At 54.0% G+C, this 17,471-nt stretch carries 16 protein-coding genes; 3 read left to right on the top strand and 13 right to left on the bottom strand.

Annotated elements, in window-relative coordinates; all coding sequences use genetic code 11:
* Positions 1 to 77 precede the first annotated feature (77 nt).
* The 5 genes from KVT28_RS21895 to dnaB form a co-directional block, all read right to left on the bottom strand.
* On the bottom strand, positions 78 to 1,613 hold the full coding sequence (locus tag KVT28_RS21895; RefSeq protein ID WP_254633605.1) for a catalase: 1,536 nt from the start codon (positions 1,611 to 1,613) through the stop codon (positions 78 to 80).
* Between the two features lie 190 nt (positions 1,614 to 1,803).
* Positions 1,804 to 2,997 carry an amino acid aminotransferase gene (locus KVT28_RS21900; protein WP_217550062.1) on the bottom strand — a complete coding sequence of 398 codons (1,194 nt, stop codon included), beginning with the start codon at positions 2,995 to 2,997 and terminating at the stop codon, positions 1,804 to 1,806.
* 48 nt (positions 2,998 to 3,045) lie between these two features.
* Positions 3,046 to 3,660, bottom strand: a complete 615-nt coding sequence (locus tag KVT28_RS21905; protein ID WP_008109953.1) for a YitT family protein — start codon at positions 3,658 to 3,660, stop codon at positions 3,046 to 3,048.
* Positions 3,661 to 3,888: 228 nt separating this feature from the next.
* Positions 3,889 to 4,380, bottom strand: coding sequence for an Lrp/AsnC family transcriptional regulator (locus KVT28_RS21910; RefSeq protein WP_097095220.1), 492 nt, complete (start codon positions 4,378 to 4,380; stop codon positions 3,889 to 3,891).
* Between the two features lie 128 nt (positions 4,381 to 4,508).
* Entirely contained in the window at positions 4,509 to 5,915 is a 1,407-nt protein-coding gene (gene dnaB, locus KVT28_RS21915) for a replicative DNA helicase (protein WP_101763062.1), read from the bottom strand.
* A gap of 73 nt (positions 5,916 to 5,988) precedes the next feature.
* Here dnaB and KVT28_RS21920 point away from each other — a divergent pair, with 73 nt between their 5' ends.
* Positions 5,989 to 6,972, top strand: coding sequence for a quinone oxidoreductase (locus KVT28_RS21920; protein ID WP_217550064.1), 984 nt, complete (start codon positions 5,989 to 5,991; stop codon positions 6,970 to 6,972).
* Positions 6,973 to 7,167: 195 nt separating this feature from the next.
* Here the strand turns inward: KVT28_RS21920 and pspG are convergent, their stop codons facing one another.
* The 3 genes from pspG to traF form a co-directional block, all read right to left on the bottom strand.
* Positions 7,168 to 7,434 (bottom strand): envelope stress response protein PspG, encoded by a 267-nt coding sequence (pspG, locus tag KVT28_RS21925; RefSeq protein ID WP_101763064.1) that lies wholly within the window; start codon positions 7,432 to 7,434, stop codon positions 7,168 to 7,170.
* Between the two features lie 234 nt (positions 7,435 to 7,668).
* Positions 7,669 to 8,667 carry a tRNA dihydrouridine(20/20a) synthase DusA gene (dusA, locus tag KVT28_RS21930; protein WP_110868152.1) on the bottom strand — a complete coding sequence of 333 codons (999 nt, stop codon included), beginning with the start codon at positions 8,665 to 8,667 and terminating at the stop codon, positions 7,669 to 7,671.
* Between the two features lie 96 nt (positions 8,668 to 8,763).
* A complete protein-coding gene (traF, locus tag KVT28_RS21935) occupies positions 8,764 to 10,014 on the bottom strand; it encodes a conjugal transfer protein TraF (RefSeq protein ID WP_137384961.1) in 1,251 nt (416 codons plus the stop codon).
* A gap of 451 nt (positions 10,015 to 10,465) precedes the next feature.
* Between traF and zur the strand changes: the two genes are divergently transcribed.
* Positions 10,466 to 10,984, top strand: a complete 519-nt coding sequence (gene zur / locus KVT28_RS21940; RefSeq protein WP_217550066.1) for a zinc uptake transcriptional repressor Zur — start codon at positions 10,466 to 10,468, stop codon at positions 10,982 to 10,984.
* A 75-nt stretch (positions 10,985 to 11,059) separates the two neighbouring features.
* Here the strand turns inward: zur and KVT28_RS21945 are convergent, their stop codons facing one another.
* From KVT28_RS21945 to KVT28_RS21960, 4 genes are all read right to left on the bottom strand, one after another.
* Positions 11,060 to 11,272 carry a CsbD family protein gene (locus tag KVT28_RS21945; protein WP_110868149.1) on the bottom strand — a complete coding sequence of 71 codons (213 nt, stop codon included), beginning with the start codon at positions 11,270 to 11,272 and terminating at the stop codon, positions 11,060 to 11,062.
* A 164-nt stretch (positions 11,273 to 11,436) separates the two neighbouring features.
* Entirely contained in the window at positions 11,437 to 12,759 is a 1,323-nt protein-coding gene (gene dinF / locus KVT28_RS21950; RefSeq protein ID WP_110868148.1) for an MATE family efflux transporter DinF, read from the bottom strand.
* Positions 12,760 to 12,895: 136 nt separating this feature from the next.
* Entirely contained in the window at positions 12,896 to 13,510 is a 615-nt protein-coding gene (gene lexA, locus KVT28_RS21955; protein WP_008109941.1) for a transcriptional repressor LexA, read from the bottom strand.
* A 105-nt stretch (positions 13,511 to 13,615) separates the two neighbouring features.
* Entirely contained in the window at positions 13,616 to 13,984 is a 369-nt protein-coding gene (locus KVT28_RS21960; RefSeq protein ID WP_101763070.1) for a diacylglycerol kinase, read from the bottom strand.
* 127 nt (positions 13,985 to 14,111) lie between these two features.
* Here KVT28_RS21960 and plsB point away from each other — a divergent pair, with 127 nt between their 5' ends.
* Positions 14,112 to 16,535 (top strand): glycerol-3-phosphate 1-O-acyltransferase PlsB, encoded by a 2,424-nt coding sequence (plsB, locus tag KVT28_RS21965; protein ID WP_101763071.1) that lies wholly within the window; start codon positions 14,112 to 14,114, stop codon positions 16,533 to 16,535.
* Positions 16,536 to 16,583: 48 nt separating this feature from the next.
* On the opposite strand, the gene ubiA is transcribed toward plsB, so the two are convergent.
* Complete coding sequence (gene ubiA, locus KVT28_RS21970; protein ID WP_101763072.1) at positions 16,584 to 17,468, bottom strand: 4-hydroxybenzoate octaprenyltransferase; 885 nt, start codon at positions 17,466 to 17,468, stop codon at positions 16,584 to 16,586.
* Between the last annotated feature and the right edge of the window lie 3 nt (positions 17,469 to 17,471).

Consider the following 17,471-nt stretch of genomic DNA (forward strand, 5'->3'; position numbering starts at 1 on the left):
AGTGTGCAGCATGTCGGCGAAAGGTAAACCCTGAAGAGAGGAAAAAGCGGCAGAGCGTGAACTCTGCCGACTGAAGGTTAGTCGCTCAGCTTAGCGGCCATGGTTTTGATGCTGCCCACATCGTCTTTAGTGATCGCAGCCAGACGCTCGCCGTACTCTTTATCAGCCTTGTAGAAGTACGACAACATAATGGCGCGGCTCTGCACATCCACACCTTTCAGCGCGCCGCCCAGAGAATTGATCAGATCGGTTTTCTCTTTGTCATTGAAGGAACGATACAGATCGCCCGCCTGCTTAAAGTTCTGCGTTTTAGCAATCATCGCCTGCTGCGTGGTGCCGCTCAGCGGGCTGTGGCTGTATCGGGCGCTCTGCAGCTCTTCGCGAGGATAGACACGGCTTGGCTGATAGTTGACGCCATGATCGTCAGCCTTGCCGCTGTTCATCGCGCCGTCCTGATTACCGTTGCTCACCGGCACGCGCGGCGCGTTGACCGGCAACGTCAGGCCATTGGCGCCCAAACGGTGCATCTGGGTATCGGCGTAAGAGAACAAACGACCTTGCAGCAAGCGATCTTCCGATGGCTCTATGCCCGGAACCAGATTCGATGGCGCCATCGCCACCTGCTCGGTTTCCTGGAAGAAATTATCCACGTTGCGGTTCAATTCCATCTGGCCGACTTTCACTTCTGCGATACCCGGCCAGATTTTGGTGGCGTCCAGCGGGTTGAAGTCGAACTTATCCAGATCGCTGGCTTTAATGGTTTGAATATAGAGATCCCATTTCGGGAAGTCTTTGTTGTTGATCGATGCCACTAAATCTTCGGTCATGTGGCTGAAAGTGCTGCTCTGAATAGCCGCCACTTCGCCCGGATCAAGATTTTTCTCGCCCTGCAGGGTTTTCCAGTGGAATTTCACGTAGTGCACTTCGCCTTTGGCGTTAACGAACTTATAGGCGTGCACGCTGTTGCCATCCATCTGGCGATAGTTTGCTGGCGTCCCCATGTTGGAGAACAGCATGGTCAGGCCGTGCGTGGCTTCCGGTACGTGAGAGAAGAAATCAAAGGTGCGCGCGTCGTTGCCAAGATTGGTGCGTGGATCAGGCTTAAAGGCATGCACCATGTCCGGGAATTTAATCGCGTCGCGGATGAAGAATACCGGCAGGTTGTTACCCACTAAATCCCAGTTGCCCTGGCTGGTGTAAAACTTGGTGGCAAAACCGCGCGGATCGCGCAGCGTTTCCGGTGAATGTTTGCTGTGCACCACGGATGAGAAGCGCACAAATACCGGCGTCACGCTGCCTGGTTTAAAGACTTCGGCAATGGTTAAGTCGCTGATATCTTTGCTGGCGCGGAACTCGCCGTGCGCGCCGGTACCGCGTGCATGTACCACGCGCTCTGGAATGCGTTCTCGGTCAAAGCGTTGCAGCTTTTGGATCAGCTGCACATCTTGCAGTAACACTGCGCCATTTTCGCCTGCGGTTTGTGAGTTCTGGTTATCGCCGACGGGTGCGCCGTTATCACGCGTTAAAGCGGTGCTGTAAACCGGAAGGGAAAAGGCTAAGGCTAATATACAAGCGAGGGGTTTGACTGCAAAAGAGTAAGCGGTCCGGGTCATAAGCGTGCTTCCTTGTGAGTTTAAATATGCGACTACATTGCCGCTCTCGCGCCGTTTCAGGCTGGAGGATATTTACACTCATGGGGAGAAGCGCTAACGAGACCAGTCCGGTTTATAGTTAAAAAAAGTTATAAATAAAAAACCGCCAAACCATGTTGGCGGTTTTTTGTGGCGCGCCGTCGCAGTGAAGTTACATCACCGCAGCAAACGCCTCAGCAACCTGGTTGACGTTACGGCTGTTCAGGCCAGCAACGCACATGCGGCCGCTGGCGATCAGATACACGCCAAACTCATCACGCAGACGGTCAACCTGCTGCGCGCTCAAGCCGGTATAGCTGAACATGCCACGCTGTTTCAGCAGGTAATCAAAGTTTTGTCCCGGCAGTTTGGTACTCAACACGTCAACCAATGCCTGACGCATGTCGATGATGCGCAGACGCATCGCTTCGACTTCTGCCAGCCAGTTGTTGAGCAGCGCTTCGTCGTTCAGCACGCAGGAGACCACCTGCGCACCAAAGTTTGGCGGGCTGGAGTAATTGCGGCGCACGGTGGCTTTCAGCTGGCCCAGCACACGAGCGGACTCTTCCGCGCTATCGCAGACAATAGACAGGCCGCCAACGCGCTCGCCGTATAGCGAGAAAATCTTGGAGAACGAGTTGCTGACCAGCGCAGGCAGACCCGCGGCCGCAATCGCGCGAATCGCATAAGCATCCGCTTCCATGCCCGCGCCAAAGCCCTGATAAGCGATATCGAGGAACGGAATCAGCTCCTGCGCTTTCAGTACTTCGGTGGTTTCATCCCACTGTGCGTTGGTGAGATCGGCGCCGGTTGGGTTATGGCAGCACGGATGCAGCAGCACGATGGATTGCTTCGGCAAGGTTTTCAGTTTGGCGATGAACGCATCAAACTTCACGCCGTTGGTTTCCGCGTCATACCACGGATAGGTATTCACCTCGAAACCGGCACCGTTGAAGATCGCGACGTGGTTTTCCCACGTCGGATCGCTCACCCACACGTTGGACGCCGGGAAGTAACGCTTAAGGAAATCAGCACCGACTTTCAGCGCGCCTGAGCCGCCCAACGTCTGGATGGACGCAATGCGGCCCGCTTGCAGCATCGGATGTTGTTTACCGAACAGCAGCGGTGCAATGGCGTTACGGTAAGCGTTCAGACCTTCCATCGGCAGATACAGCGACGCCTGATGCGGCTGCGCCTGCAGGCGCTCTTCTGCTGCGGCAACCGCCTGCAGCTGAGGAATGATGCCCGCTTCGTTGTAATAGAGACCAATGCTCAGGTTTACTTTGTTATCGCGCGGATCTTGTTTGAAGGTTTCCATCAACGACAGAATCGGATCGCCGGCATAGGCATCAACGTTTTGAAACACGGTGCAGATCTCCATGATTGGTCATAAATAAGAGGTAAAGATGCGTCATCAAACCATGTAACGGCCGGGACGATGATTCATTGCGATGATGAGATTGAGGATCACCGCGCCCGCGATTGAAGCAAACAGCATCGGTAACGACACCACAAACAGCGACGCTAATACCACGCAGGTATCGACCGCCATTTGCAGTTTTCCGGCACGCAGACCGATGCGGTCCTGTAGCCAGAGCGCCAAAATATTAATACCGCCGAGGCTGGCTTTGTGACGGAACAACACTATAAACCCAATGCCCATCACCACGTTACCGAACAGTGTCGCATAAAACGGATTTAGCGCAGAAAAATGCACAAACAGTGGATGCAGATGGGTGAACAGCGACACCAGGCCAACCGCGCAGAAGGTTTTCAGGGTAAATTCCCAGCCCATGCGCCGCACGGCCAGCCAGTAAAATGGCAGGTTGATCAGGAAGAAGGCGCTACCGAAGGAGAGCGGTGACAAATAGCTGATTAAGAAGGCAATACCGGCAGAACTGCCGGTGAGTGCACCCGCCTGTTTCAGCATAATGACGCCGAAAGAGACCATTAGCGTGCCGAGGACTATCGCCAGCGCATCTTCAATCAGCGAATGGGGAACTTTAGTGGGTTGAACAACGTTATCCATGGGTTAATCTCATTGCAAATGATGCGGTTCAAATGCAAAAAACGCACCACATCGGCGGCGTACGCTCGCCGCCGATGGGTGCCAGTGATTATCCAATTGATAACTAAGGCGCTTTATTGCAGGTTTTTGTGTATCAGTTGAGACTCAAACCATCAACTCATGCACAAATCTGTTTTCTGGTGCGCGTTTTTTGCATTATTAAGGCAATAATTGCACCAGATTAGCACGTCACGCACTTTTTTGGCGCGTTTTGTGCTGTGGGATGATCATCAAACCGTTCTCTTTCAAACGGCTCAATACCACGGAAGTTTTCACGTGCGCCACGCTTTGATGGCCAGCGACTAACTGGCTGATCAGCGCGCTCAGTGAAGCCAGATCGGCCACCGCCACTTTCAGCAGATAATCAGCATCGCCGGTGGTTTTGAACGCATCAACGATCGCGGCTTCTTCTTCCACCATGCGATGGAAACTCTCTTCATAATCCGGCGTATGGTTTTTCAATCGCACTTCAATCAATCCCACCATGCCAAGGCCCACCGCGTCGGGCGAGAGGCGTGCGTGATAGCCGAGAATGAGATTGGCCTGCTCAAGATTGATGCGGCGGCGTGAACATTGCGACGCCGAAAGTCCGACTAAATCACTGAGTTCCTGGTTGGTGAGGCGTCCGTTAGATTGTAATAATGTCAATATCTTAAGGTCGTGATCGTCTACCTGAGTCATTCTGTTTCCACAGCGTAATAAGGGGCGCTTTGCTACAGATAACCTGATTAAAGCCGGGGTTGTCCAACACTATTTTCTGATGACGTGAAATGCATGCACAAAACGTGCATGCATCCGGAATGAAAGGGTTATTCGTCGTCGTATTGCGGGCCAGCATAGTTATCAAAGCGCGACCACTGGCCATTAAAGGTCAAGCGTACCGTACCGATCGGGCCGTTACGCTGCTTACCCAGGATGATCTCGGCGATGCCTTTGAGATCGCTGTTTTCGTGATACACCTCGTCACGGTAGATAAACATGATCAAGTCGGCATCCTGCTCGATCGAGCCTGATTCACGCAGATCCGAGTTCACTGGGCGCTTATCCGCACGTTGTTCCAGTGAGCGGTTCAGCTGCGACAGCGCCACCACCGGCACATTCAGCTCTTTCGCCAGCGCTTTGAGCGAGCGCGAGATTTCAGCGATCTCCAGCGTACGGTTGTCCGACAGCGCAGGCACGCGCATCAGCTGCAGGTAGTCGATCATGATCAGGCTCAACCCGCCGTTTTCGCGGAAGATGCGGCGCGCGCGTGAGCGCACTTCGGTGGGCGTCAGGCCAGAAGAGTCATCGATAAACATGTTCTTCTTCTCAAGCAAAATCCCCATGGTGGCGGAAATGCGCGCCCAATCTTCATCTTCCAGCTGACCGGTACGAATGCGCGTCTGATCTACGCGCGACAGCGACGCCAGCATACGCATCATCAGCTGCTCGCTGGGCATCTCCAGGCTGAAAATCAACACCGGCTTGTCCTGCAACATCGCGGCGTTTTCGCACAAATTCATGGCGAAGGTGGTTTTACCCATCGAAGGACGCGCCGCGACGATGATCAGATCCGAGCCCTGTAAACCGGCGGTTTTTTTGTTCAAATCCTGATAGCCGGTATCGACGCCGGTGACGCCGTCGTGCGGCGTTGAGACCAGCGACTCAATGCGCGATACCGTGGCTTCGAGAATCTGCTCGATATTCTGCGGGCCCTGATCTTTATTAGCGCGCTGTTCAGCAATTTTGAAAACGTTCGATTCAGCGAAGTCGAGCAGATCTTCACTGCTCCGTCCTTGCGGATCGTAACCGGCATCGGCGATTTGGTTCGCCACCGAGATCATCTCGCGCACCACTGCACGTTCGCGCACGATATCGGCATAAGCACCGATGTTCGCGGCACTTGGCGTATTTTTTGCCAGTTCGGCCAGATAGGCGAAGCCGCCGGCCATCTCTAATTCACCTAGCGTTTCCAGCGATTCAGAGAGCGTAATCAGGTCGATCGGCTGGCCAGCTTCCAGCAAACGCTGCATTTCCGTGAAAATCAGACGGTGCGAGCGGTTGAAGAAATCACTGGCGACGACGCGTTCAGAAACGTTGTCCCAGCGCTGGTTATCCAGCATCAACCCACCGAGCACCGACTGCTCCGCTTCTATGGAATGCGGCGGCATTTTCACGCCTTCCAGTTGCCGATCGCGGGGTTCGTTCGATTTGTTGGTGGGTTTATTTCCTGCCATAGTGAATGCATTACCGATCGTGAAAGGGACGCGCAAGTATACCGTCCCAGGATGAACAATCACAGGAGTCAGAATGGCAAAGCGTATTCAGTTCAACCAACACGGCGGCCCAGATGTACTGCAATGGGTCGATTTCGAACTGGCCGATCCCGCCGAACATGAAGTGCAGGTGGAAAACAAGGCAATTGGCATTAACTACATTGATACCTACGTGCGTAGCGGCTTGTATCCGCAAAGCAGCTTCCCTTCCGGCCTGGGTACCGAAGCAGCCGGCGTGGTGAAGCGCGTCGGATCGGCGGTGACGCGGTTTAAGGCGGGCGATCGCGTGGTCTATTGCCAGGCCGCGCTGGGCGCCTACAGCGAAGTGCACAATGTGGCGGAAGATCGTCTGGTGATCCTGCCGGACAGCATCTCCTTTGAGCAAGGCGCGGCCTCTTTCCTCAAAGGTTTAACCGTGCAGTATCTGCTGCGCCAAACCTATAAAGTGAAAGCTGATGAAATCTTCCTGTTCCATGCCGCTGCGGGTGGCGTGGGATTGATCGCCTGCCAATGGGCCAAAGCGCTCGGCGCACATCTGATTGGCACGGTGGGTTCCGCAGAGAAAGCGAAGATAGCTAAAGATGCCGGTGCCTGGGCGACAATTAACTATCGTGAAGAGAATATCGCGAAGCGCGTCAGCGAGTTGACCCATGGCGAGAAAGTGGCCGTGGTGTATGACTCGGTGGGGAAAGATACCTGGGAACCTTCGCTAGATAGCCTGCGTCGCCACGGGTTAATGGTCAGCTTTGGTAATGCGTCGGGTCCGGTTACCGGCGTTGATCTCGGCATTCTCAACAAGAAAGGCTCGCTGTTCGTCACCCGACCTTCGCTGTTCGGTTACATCACCAACCGTGAAGAACTGGATGCCGCCAGCAATGAGTTGTTCTCACTGATCGCCAGCCGCGCGATTCAGCTTAACGTGCCCGAGCAGCAGAAATTTGCCTTGAGTGACGCGGTGCGCGCGCATCAGGTGCTGGAGAGTCGCGCGACTCAGGGTTCCAGCCTGCTGATTCCCTGATCGCTAAATGCAAACGGGGCTTCCCGTAGGAAGCCCCTTTTTTTCTTTCTTTTTATAGTTCGCGCTGGTGTAGGGACAGCGGCGATGAATTCGTTTGAAGCAACGGCAATCATCCTGACAGAAAACATAAGTAAAAAATATGTTTAAATGCGGAATAATGCTAAGCAATATCCGAGTCTGTGATCGTCACCGCAATTAGCGCCAGTCCCTTCTATCTAAGTCGCTGATTTTTCTTTTCAGCCTGCGCATCTTTGCCTCACCTGAAGGCGTGGTAAATGCCCGATAAAGCCAGACAGCGACAACCGCCAATACCAGCCATGGCAACACTTTAATAACAATTGCCAGCAATCCGCCAAAGAACATCAAAGCGGTCGCCACCACCAATGCTGCAATAACGCCCAGCAACGAAACGCCGGTGAACAGCAGCATCAGAAAAAAGCCGATAACAAATAGAATTTCCACGAAGGCTCTCCTGTGTAAGTAACATCAGGAACATTACAAGATACGTGCCAGGTTATAAAAATGGCTAACTGCTTGAAAGCAATGGACAAGGGCTGAATGAAGAAGTAATGAGATGATGAAAAAAACTAATTCTCGGCGTAGAAATAACCATCTATAAAATTATGTTACTGGCTTTACGGTGCGCATGAAGGCGCACCGTACCAAACCGGAAGTTTCCGGCATGCTAAACAGTGATTACATCACTTCCTGCGGGATCTTATCCGCTACCAGCGCTAACGCCGCTTCCAGCACGCGCACATCGGCGCCGGGCTTGTGGGCGTTTTCACTTAAATAGCGACGCCACTGGCGCGCACCCGGAATGCCCTGGAACAGGCCAAGCATATGGCGCGTCACATGGCCGAGGTACATGCCTTTGGATAGTTCAGCTTCAATGTAGGGATACATCGAGCGCACCACCGCTACCGGATCGACGCGCGGCGTATCGCGACCGAACAGCTCGCGGTCAACCTGCGCCAGAATGCCCGGATTCTGATAGGCTTCGCGCCCCATCATCACGCCATCCATATGCTGCAGATGCAGTTTGGCCTCTTCCAGCGTTTTGATGCCGCCATTAATCGCCATGGTCAGCGCCGGGAAATCGCGCTTCAGCTGGTAAACGCGGGGATAATCGAGCGGCGGAATCTCGCGATTCTCTTTCGGACTTAAACCCGATAGCCACGCTTTGCGCGCGTGGATAATAAAAGTATCGCAGCCGCCCTGTTGCGCCACGGTGCCAATAAAATCACACAGGAATTCGTAGCTGTCCTGCTCATCAATACCGATGCGGGTTTTAACCGTCACCGGAATGCTCACCACATCGCGCATCGCTTTAATGCAGTCGGCAACCAGCGCCGCATCGCCCATCAGGCAGGCGCCAAAACGGCCGTTCTGGACGCGATCGGATGGACAACCCACGTTGAGGTTGATCTCATCGTAGCCACGCTCTTCTGCCAGCTTAGCGCACTGCGCCAGCGCGGCGGGATCGCTGCCACCCAGCTGCAGCGCCAGCGGATGCTCTTCCTCGCTGTAGGCCAGATAGTCGCCTTTACCGTGAATGATCGCGCCGGTCGTAACCATTTCGGTGTACAGCAGCGTATCACCGCTCAGCTTACGGTGAAAATAACGACAGTGACGATCGGTCCAGTCGAGCATTGGGGCGATGGAAAAACGTTGCGAGGAGAAAGTATCGGTCATGAAACGCAGTAAATCCGCAGTAAGTAAGTGATGAGAAACTGCGCAATCATATCACAGCAAAACGGGCGGCACAGCCGCCCGTTATCAGACGGGTAATTAGAAGTTGAATCCGAGCTGCAGCATGGCACCTACGGTGTTGTCTTTACCCACAGAACCGGCCAGGTCCAGATGGACAGCATTGTTGAACGGTGACACACCCAAACCGGCGGTGAACACGTCAGTATCGGTCGACTTCAGATCGGCGCGATAGCCGGCACGCAGCGCCAGCCAATCCAGCACACGATATTCCGCACCTACGCCAGCATATTGGCTGGTGTCTTCCGACTTGAAGCGCTTGGTTTCAGTCAGATCAACATCCCCCGCCAGCGTAAACGGCCCGTTATTCCAGGAAAGCCCTGTAGTGACCAACGGACGAATTTGATAAGTATCGCGGTAACCGTTCACCTCTTTAGTATCGAGATCGCGCGAGATCAGGTTTTGTCCGGTCACGCCAAAGGTCCAGTTCTCACCGAAATCTGTTGCGACACCCGCATCCATGTTGAAACCGGTATCGCTGCTGCGGTAGCGGCTGCTGTTGATGTCACTCTTGTCGTAGTTGTAGATACTCGCGGTGTAGTTATACAGCCAGGTTTTCTGCAGCTTTGGCGTCACGCCGACAGAAACCGGATGGCCGGCAATCGAGAACTCATGCGCGACTGACACACCATAATCGGTGACTAATGCCGCCAGGCCATTGGCGCTGGAGCGTAAGTTATTTTCATCACCCGGCACAGGCACTCTCGTGCCATTGGCAACCGCGCGCAGGTAGGCAATATCGCTATCTGCCACGTTGGCGCGCACAATCGCAGTGCCGTAAGCCTTGGTGATAAAGGCAAAAGGTAAGGTTTCATTCGGAACGGTGACGGCCACGGCCACGCCGGCTGTTGCGTGAGCTTTATTACCACGCAGGTCGCTGAGCTGGTTTGCCATATCGCCTGCGGCGGCCTTCAGCTGCGGGTAACCATTGAGGTAATCCTGAAAGGTCAGGTTATCGATCACGTCCTGATAACGATCAACGGTATCGGTAATGTCGTCAACGCGATCGATCAATTTGTCTTTATCGGTAACCTGTGCGCCGGCTGATGGAAGAATGATGCTGACGTTATCTTCAGGCTGCGCCTTGGTCATCAATGCTGGGTTAGCCAGCACCGCCGAACTCCAGGTGGAAGAGGCTACGCCGGTACCGCCCATTGCGTCGTTACGCGCGTCGTACCATGTACCTGCTGCCAGAGCTGAGGAAGAGAGAAATACTGCATTCAAACCAACAAGATAAGCTACTTTTTTGTGCCTGAATAATGTCTTCGCCATGAGCCTGCCATCACCTTTGAAATGTCGCTGAATCACTCACCGACTGAAAGTTTAGTTAGCCGCTATTCTGAACCCTGGCTAACGCTTCATTGCTGTGAATTAAAAGGAAATAGCACTGCTATTCGCAGAATTGGACGCTTCCACGCCATTCCGCTGTGTTTTTATGCAGAAAAATTAACAGTGAGTAAATTGAGACCAGAAATTACTTAAGACCTTTTGAACCATAGCCGCTAACCCGGTGAGTTGCAAAGCAAAATCCGTGCAGACGTTGCGCTGCCTGGCCGGACGCATTTTACAGACATAAGGGTTGCAGCAATATTGACGGAAAAATGGCGAAGGTAATCTATTGATTGGGGAGAATTTTCTTAGGGATTTTAAGGACAATAAGCAATCACAGCAGCGTTAAATTTTGTGTGATAAAATAACATCACCTGCAACCCGGAGAATGCGTATGTCAAACCTCACGCCAGAACAACTTCTTACCCAGGCTGAATCACTTTGCCTTGATCGCGGCGTGCGCCTGACCACTCAACGCGCCGAAGTGTTGCGCTTAATGGCAGAGCAGAATGGTTCGATAAGCGCTTACGATTTGCTGGATCAACTGCGTGTCAGTGAACCGCAAGCAAAACCGCCCACCATCTATCGCGCGCTCGATTTCCTGCTGGAACAGGGATTTATTCATCGCGTAGAGTCAAATAACAGTTATGTGGTTTGCCATCATTTTGATGAGCCAGCACATACTTCGGTGATGTTGGTGTGTGACGGTTGTGCGGCAGTTAGCGAAAAACATGCTCATGGCGTGGAAAAAACCATCGCTGCATTAGCGGATCAGGCGGGATTTTCTCTGCGACATACCGTGATTGAGGCACATGGCCTGTGTGAAAATTGCGCAGAAGTGGCGGCTTGTACGCACCATGAAAGCTGCGAGCATGACCATCAGGTCGAGGGTAAAAAGCGGTTAAGAAAATAGGGAGGCACATCCCTGTGCCGGGCCAATCACTACGCTAAATGATTGGCGGGTAGGAGCATCATCCGTGAAGTGAGATTACCAGCGGTAATCTTTGTTGGTTGTTTCCCAGTCTTTCACTTCTTTCTCGGCCTGGTCTTTACCATAACCGTAGCGTTCCTGGATTTTACCAACCAGCTGATCGCGTTTACCTTCGATCACAGTGAAGTCGTCATCGGTCAGCTTGCCCCACTTCTCTTTAAACTTGCCTTTGAACTGCTTCCAGTTTCCGCTCGCTTCGTCTTTGTTCATAATATTCCTCCACTACATCCTGAGTGAGATAGATATATTGCCTGCTTAGCTGGCGATATACCCAGACAACGCGCTACTCATATGCGCCGTATGAGGTAATTGTAGTAGCCGCTTCGCAGTTTGCAGGGAAATACAGATTAATCTGTAGGTTACGCTTCGCTTATTCAGGCGTTAAACCAGCTATCGCGCCGCCAGTGACCACGCCAAATGAGCCACAGCGTGAGTCCGCGTAACGCGAGGAATACCGTCACCGCCAGCCATAAACCGTGATTACCGAGCCACGGCAGCGTGAGCAGCGAGACACCGTAGCCGATCGCCGCCATCACCATGCTGTTGCGCATCTCACGCCCGCGCGTCGCGCCGATAAACATGCCGTCCAGCAGATAGCACCAGACGCCAACCAGCGGCAGAATCACTTGCCAAATCAGATAGCGGTCGGCCATCTCTCGTAGCGCTTCCAGTGACGTCAGCATCGCCACAATCTCCGGACCGGTGAATGCATAAATCAGCGCAAAGATCGCGGCGACGAAGCATGCCTGGCGACAAGCCGCATGCCAAATCAGCAATAGTCGGCTGCGATCTTTGGCCCCAACCGCTTCACCCGAACAGGCTTCAACCGCGTAGGCAAATCCATCAAGCGCGTATGCGGTGAAAGTGAGGAACATCAGAAGCACCGCATTGACTGCCACTACATCCGGCCCAATGCGTGCGCCAAGGATGGTGAGCGACGCGAAGCAGATTTGCAGCATCAAAGACCGCAGCATAATGTCGCGATTGAGGCGGAATAGCCGCGCCGCATCGCCGCGCCAGCTGCTTTTGAGTAAAGCAAAATGGATACCGCGCATCTTTAGCACCCGCGCCACCATCCACAAACCCACGCCCAGCGTGACATATTCTGCCAGCGCGGTAGCCGCCGCCGCTCCGGCGACACCCCAATGCAGTTTGAGCACGAACAGCAGATCCAGCAGGATATTCACCAGGTTGCCGATGATTAGCAGCACCATCGGTGCCCGCGCATACTGCACGCCCAGCAGCCAGCCAAGAATCACCAAATTGGCCAAGGTTGCGGGCGCACTTAGCCAGCGAATCTCAATAAATATTTTCGCCTGTTGCTGCACTTCCGGGCTGCCACCCATTAACGCTGCCGCCAGGCTGCTGACCGGCGTTCGCAGCACCATAAACAGCGCACCAAAAACCAGCGCAATCAGTAGCGGCTGTGTTAAGGCGCGCGCCAGCGCCGTTTTGTCATTGGCGCCAAATGCCTGAGCGGTGAGTCCGGTGGTGCTCATGCGCAGGAACAGCAGGAGCATAAAGATGAAGCTGGTGGCGGTTGTGCCCACGGCGACGCCACCGAGGTAGATCGGGCTATCGAGATGACCAATAACGGCGGTATCCACTACACCCAGTAATGGGACGGTGATATTTGACAGGATCATCGGCAGCGCTAGCCGCCAGAGCGTTTTATCTGAAGAGGAAAACAGCTGCATTAGCCCATTCCGTTGTGTGCGGTAATCAGCGTAATGGCGCCAGAATGAGCCGCAGAAAGAGTCACAGAGAAGTAAAACAGCAGACTGCGGTCAGCGCAAACACGCACCGCCGCAGTTAAAGTGGATCAGAAACTGATCAGAGCCACTCGCCGTTGCGCACAATCCCGACAGCTAAACCTTCAACGGTTAGCGACTGCTCACGGGTATCCACGACAATCGGCTGAAAATCGGTGTTTTCCGGCAGCAGATGGACAATCGCACCCTGCTTTTTCCAGCGTTTCACTGTGACTTCATCATCAATGCGCGCCACGACAACCTGGCCGTTACGCACTTCCTGCGTTTTGTGTACCGCTAACAGATCGCCATCCATAATGCCGATATCTTTCATCGACATACCGCTCACGCGCAGCAGGAAATCGGCGCTCGGTTTAAAGAGGTTAGCATCCACCTGATAGTGGGCTTCGATGTGTTCTTGTGCCAGCAAAGGTTCACCGGCAGCGACGCGGCCAATCAGCGGCAGCCCTTCGCTCGGTTCTTCTTCCATCAGCAAACGAATCCCGCGCGATGCGCCGGAAACAATTTCAATTACGCCTTTACGCGCCAGCGCTTTCAGATGCTCTTCGGCAGCATTGGGCGAGCGGAAACCCAGTTGCGCAGCAATTTCCGCACGCGTTGGCGGCATGCCCGTCTGGTTAATATGGTCGCGAATCAGGTCATAGACCTGTTGCTGCCGTGCAGTTAACGCTTTCATCCCGCCCCCTGGTTGTTTATACAGTCGCTGTGAGTATATACAGGTATTCGCGAAATGAAAACCGTAACAGAGGGAAAAATCAGCGGTTTAATGAATCTGGAATCCCTATCTCAAATGCGTCCAGAGCAGCGCGATCCAGACGAACAGAGCCAGTAAGATAGTCAGCAATACGGCAGCCGATCCCATATCTTTGGCGCGGCCCGCGAGCGGATGTTGCTCCTGCCCGATGCGGTCGACCACCGCTTCGATAGCGCTATTAAGGATCTCAACGATGATAACCAGCACTACCGAGCCAATCATCAGGATGCGGGAAAGGGTATCTACATCCAGCCAGCAAGCTACGAGAATGGCCACCAGCGCGGCAATGGCTTCCTGCCGAAAAGCGGCTTCGTGCTGCCATGCGGCACGCAGGCCCTGCCAGGAATAACCGGCGGCTTTCACTATTCTTACTAAACCGGTGACGTTATTTGCCATGTCTATGGAACCCTTGAACTATTTTGACGTCAATGTGTGGGCAGTATGAGGCGGCAGAGCCACAGACCTTCGCTGCGCTTTCTGGTATGCTTGCCGCGCTTTGCTAACAAGAGGCTTAAAGTTGTCTATGTCAGGTTGGCGTAAACTCTATTACAAATTATTGAATTTACCACTCTCTATTTTGGTAAAAAGTAAGGTCATTCCGACCGATCCTATCTCTGAACATGGGATCGATCCGACACGTCCGGTGATGTATGTTTTGCCTTATGATTCAAAGGCTGACCTGCTCACACTGCGTGCTCAATGCCTGAAACATGATCTGCCCGATCCGCTGGCTCCGCTGGAGATCGATGGCACCCTGCTGCCGCGCCACGTGTTTATTCACGATGGCCCACGCGTAATTCCCTATTTCGTGGCCAATCCCGAATCGGTAAAGCTGTTCCACGATTATCTGGATTTGCACCGCAGCAACCCGCAACTCGATGTGCAAATGCTGCCGGTCGCGGTGATGTTTGGTCGTGCGCCGGGACGTGAAACCTCCGGTGAATCCACGCCGCATCTGCGCGTGCTCAATGGCGTGCAGAAGTTCTTCGCCATTTTGTGGCACGGCCGCGACAGCTTTGTTCGCTTCTCGCAAACCGTTTCGTTGCGCCAGATGGCGACCGAGCACGGCACCGATAAGTCGATTGCCCAAAAGCTGGCTCGCGTGGCGCGCATTCATTTTGCCCGCCAACGTCTGGCCGCGGTCGGCCCGCGTCTGCCTGCACGTCAGGATCTCTTCAACAAGCTGTTACAATCCAAAGCGATCGAAAAAGCAGTAGAAGATGAAGCGCGCAGCAAAAAGATTTCGCATGAGAAAGCCCAGCAGAACGCCATCGAAATGATGGAAGAAGTGGCGGCGGACTTCTCTTATGAAGCGATTAAAGTCACTGACCGCGTGATGGGCTGGCTGTGGAGCCGCCTGTATCAGGGCATCAACGTGCATGGCGGTGAGCGCGTGCGTCAGCTGGCGCAGGATGGTCATGAGATTGTGTATGTGCCCTGCCACCGCAGCCACATGGATTACCTGCTGCTCTCCTACGTGCTTTATCATCAAGGCCTGGTGCCGCCGCACATTGCTGCCGGTATTAACCTGAACTTCTGGCCAGCCGGCCCGATTTTCCGTCGTCTGGGCGCCTTCTTTATTCGTCGTACCTTTAAGGGCAACAAACTCTATTCCACCGTGTTCCGTGAATATCTTGGCGAGCTGTTTAGCCGGGGTTACTCCGTGGAATACTTTGTGGAAGGCGGACGTTCGCGTACCGGTCGTTTGCTGGATCCAAAAACCGGCACCCTATCAATGACGCTGCAGGCGATGCTGCGCGGCGGCAGTCGTCCAATCACCTTCGTGCCGATTTACATCGGCTACGAGCATGTGATGGAAGTGGGCACCTACGCCAAAGAGCTGCGGGGTGCGGCCAAAGAGAAAGAGAGTTTCCTGCAGATGGTGCGCGGTTTACGTAAGCTGCGCAATCTCGGCCAGGGCTACGTTAACTTCGGTGAACCCCTGCCGTTGATGAACTATCTGAACAAAAACGTGCCCGAATGGCGAGATGCGATTGATCCTATCGAACCGCAACGCCCAGCCTGGATGACGCCCGCCGTGAATGACATTGCGGCGAAGCTGATGGTGCGCATCAATGAAGCCGGTGCAGCCAACGCCATGAACCTGTGCGTCACCGCCCTACTGGCGTCACGTCAGCGTTCACTGACCCGCGAACAGCTGATTGAGCAGTTAGAGTGCTACACCCAGCTGCTGCGCAATGTGCCCTATTCGCCAGAAGCCACGGTGCCTGACATGAGCGCCGAAGCGCTGCTTGATCACGCCATGGGCATGAACAAGTTCGAGACCGAGCAAGACAGTATTGGCGACATCATCATTCTGCCGCGCGAGCAGGCGGTGCTGATGACCTACTATCGCAACAACATTCATCACATGTTGGTGATGCCATCGTTGATTGCCGCCATCGTGCAACAACATCGGGAAATCAGCGAAGCAGAGCTGCTGCGTCAGGTTAGCCTGGTATATCCGATGCTAAAGAGCGAGTTGTTCTTGCGCTGGGACAAGACAGAGCTGCCTGCGCTACTTAACGCACTCTGTGCAGAGATGGCGCGTCAGGGCCTGATCACCTTGCAGGATGGTCAACTAAGAATGACGCCGGCACGTCACCGTTCGCTGCAACTGCTGGCGGCGGGTATTCGTGAGACGCTGCAGCGCTTCGCGATTACCTTCGCTATCCTCAGCGCGAAACCGGCCATCAACCGTGGCACGCTGGAGAAAGAGAGCCGCACGCTGGCTCAACGCCTGTCTGTGCTGCACGGTATCAACGCACCAGAGTTCTTTGATAAAGCAGTGTTTACTGCGCTGGTCCTCACGCTGCGTGATGAAGGATATATCAGTGACAAAGGCGATGCCGATGCCGAACGCAGTCATATGATGTGGCAGATGCTGGCGGAACTGGTGACCAGCGACGTGCGTCTGACGATTGAAAGCGCGGTCACCCACGATTAACGCGGCGACAAGCTAATAAAAAGGCGCACTTCAGTGCGCCTTTTTTGTTTATAACAGATCCGCGAACGGCACGGTGCTGAGCAGAATGCCAAGAAACAGCACCATGCCCACATAGTTGTTATTCAGAAACGCCTGGAAGCAGGGATCGCGCTCGCGCTGGGCAATTAGCTTCTGCTGATGCACAAACAAGCCTGCTGCCAGCAGCAGCGACCAGTAAAACGCCCCATTCAGTTGAAGCATCATGCCCACCAGCGCCATCAAACCGAGCGTTGCCAGCTGCAGTAAACCAATAATCAGTTTGTCGTAACGGCCAAACAGAATCGCCGTTGATTTTACGCCGATCTTCAAATCGTCATCGCGATCGACCATCGCGTACTGCGTGTCATAGGCCACCGTCCAGCAGATGTTCGCCAGGAAAACCAGCCAGCAGACTAAAGGTAAGGACTCACTAACTGCTGCCCATCCCATCGGAATCGCCCAACCAAACGCTGCGCCGAGCACCACCTGCGGCAGATGCGTGTAGCGCTTCATAAACGGATAAACCCACGCCAGCGCCAGGCCGCCAAACGACAGCAAAATGGTCATGGTGTTCATGGTCAACACCAGCATAAACGCCAGCAAACCGAGACCGGCAAACAGCAGCTTCGCCTCTTTCCCGGATACCGCGCCGCTGGCCAGCGGACGTGACGCCGTGCGCTTGACGTGACCATCGATTTTGCGGTCAGCGTAATCATTGATGACGCAGCCAGCAGCACGCATCACGATAACGCCGAGCACAAACACCAGCAGCACCGGCAGCGGTGGAATCGCCATGCCGGAGAGCCACAGTGCCCACAGAGTTGGCCACAGCAGTAACACAGTGCCGATGGGTTTATCGATACGCATCAGGCGGCAGTAAGCCTGCCATTTGGTCATGGGTAAGGTGTTTTGCACAGT

It is taken from the genome of Pantoea sp. GbtcB22, assembly GCF_019091025.1.
Lineage (GTDB): Bacteria > Pseudomonadota > Gammaproteobacteria > Enterobacterales > Enterobacteriaceae > Pantoea > Pantoea leporis.

Coding starts and splice junctions, on each gene's coding strand:
- dnaB (WP_101763062.1), bottom strand. CDS start 5,915: ATGGCAGGAAATAAACCCACCAACAAATCGAACGAACCCCGCGATCGG.
- KVT28_RS21910 (WP_097095220.1), bottom strand. CDS start 4,380: ATGACTCAGGTAGACGATCACGACCTTAAGATATTGACATTATTACAA.
- dinF (WP_110868148.1), bottom strand. CDS start 12,759: ATGCAGCTGTTTTCCTCTTCAGATAAAACGCTCTGGCGGCTAGCGCTG.
- dusA (WP_110868152.1), bottom strand. CDS start 8,667: ATGACCGATACTTTCTCCTCGCAACGTTTTTCCATCGCCCCAATGCTC.
- lexA (WP_008109941.1), bottom strand. CDS start 13,510: ATGAAAGCGTTAACTGCACGGCAGCAACAGGTCTATGACCTGATTCGC.
- KVT28_RS21905 (WP_008109953.1), bottom strand. CDS start 3,660: ATGGATAACGTTGTTCAACCCACTAAAGTTCCCCATTCGCTGATTGAA.
- KVT28_RS21960 (WP_101763070.1), bottom strand. CDS start 13,984: ATGGCAAATAACGTCACCGGTTTAGTAAGAATAGTGAAAGCCGCCGGT.
- KVT28_RS21895 (WP_254633605.1), bottom strand. CDS start 1,613: ATGACCCGGACCGCTTACTCTTTTGCAGTCAAACCCCTCGCTTGTATA.
- zur (WP_217550066.1), top strand. CDS start 10,466: ATGTCAAACCTCACGCCAGAACAACTTCTTACCCAGGCTGAATCACTT.
- plsB (WP_101763071.1), top strand. CDS start 14,112: ATGTCAGGTTGGCGTAAACTCTATTACAAATTATTGAATTTACCACTC.
- traF (WP_137384961.1), bottom strand. CDS start 10,014: ATGGCGAAGACATTATTCAGGCACAAAAAAGTAGCTTATCTTGTTGGT.
- KVT28_RS21945 (WP_110868149.1), bottom strand. CDS start 11,272: ATGAACAAAGACGAAGCGAGCGGAAACTGGAAGCAGTTCAAAGGCAAG.
- KVT28_RS21920 (WP_217550064.1), top strand. CDS start 5,989: ATGGCAAAGCGTATTCAGTTCAACCAACACGGCGGCCCAGATGTACTG.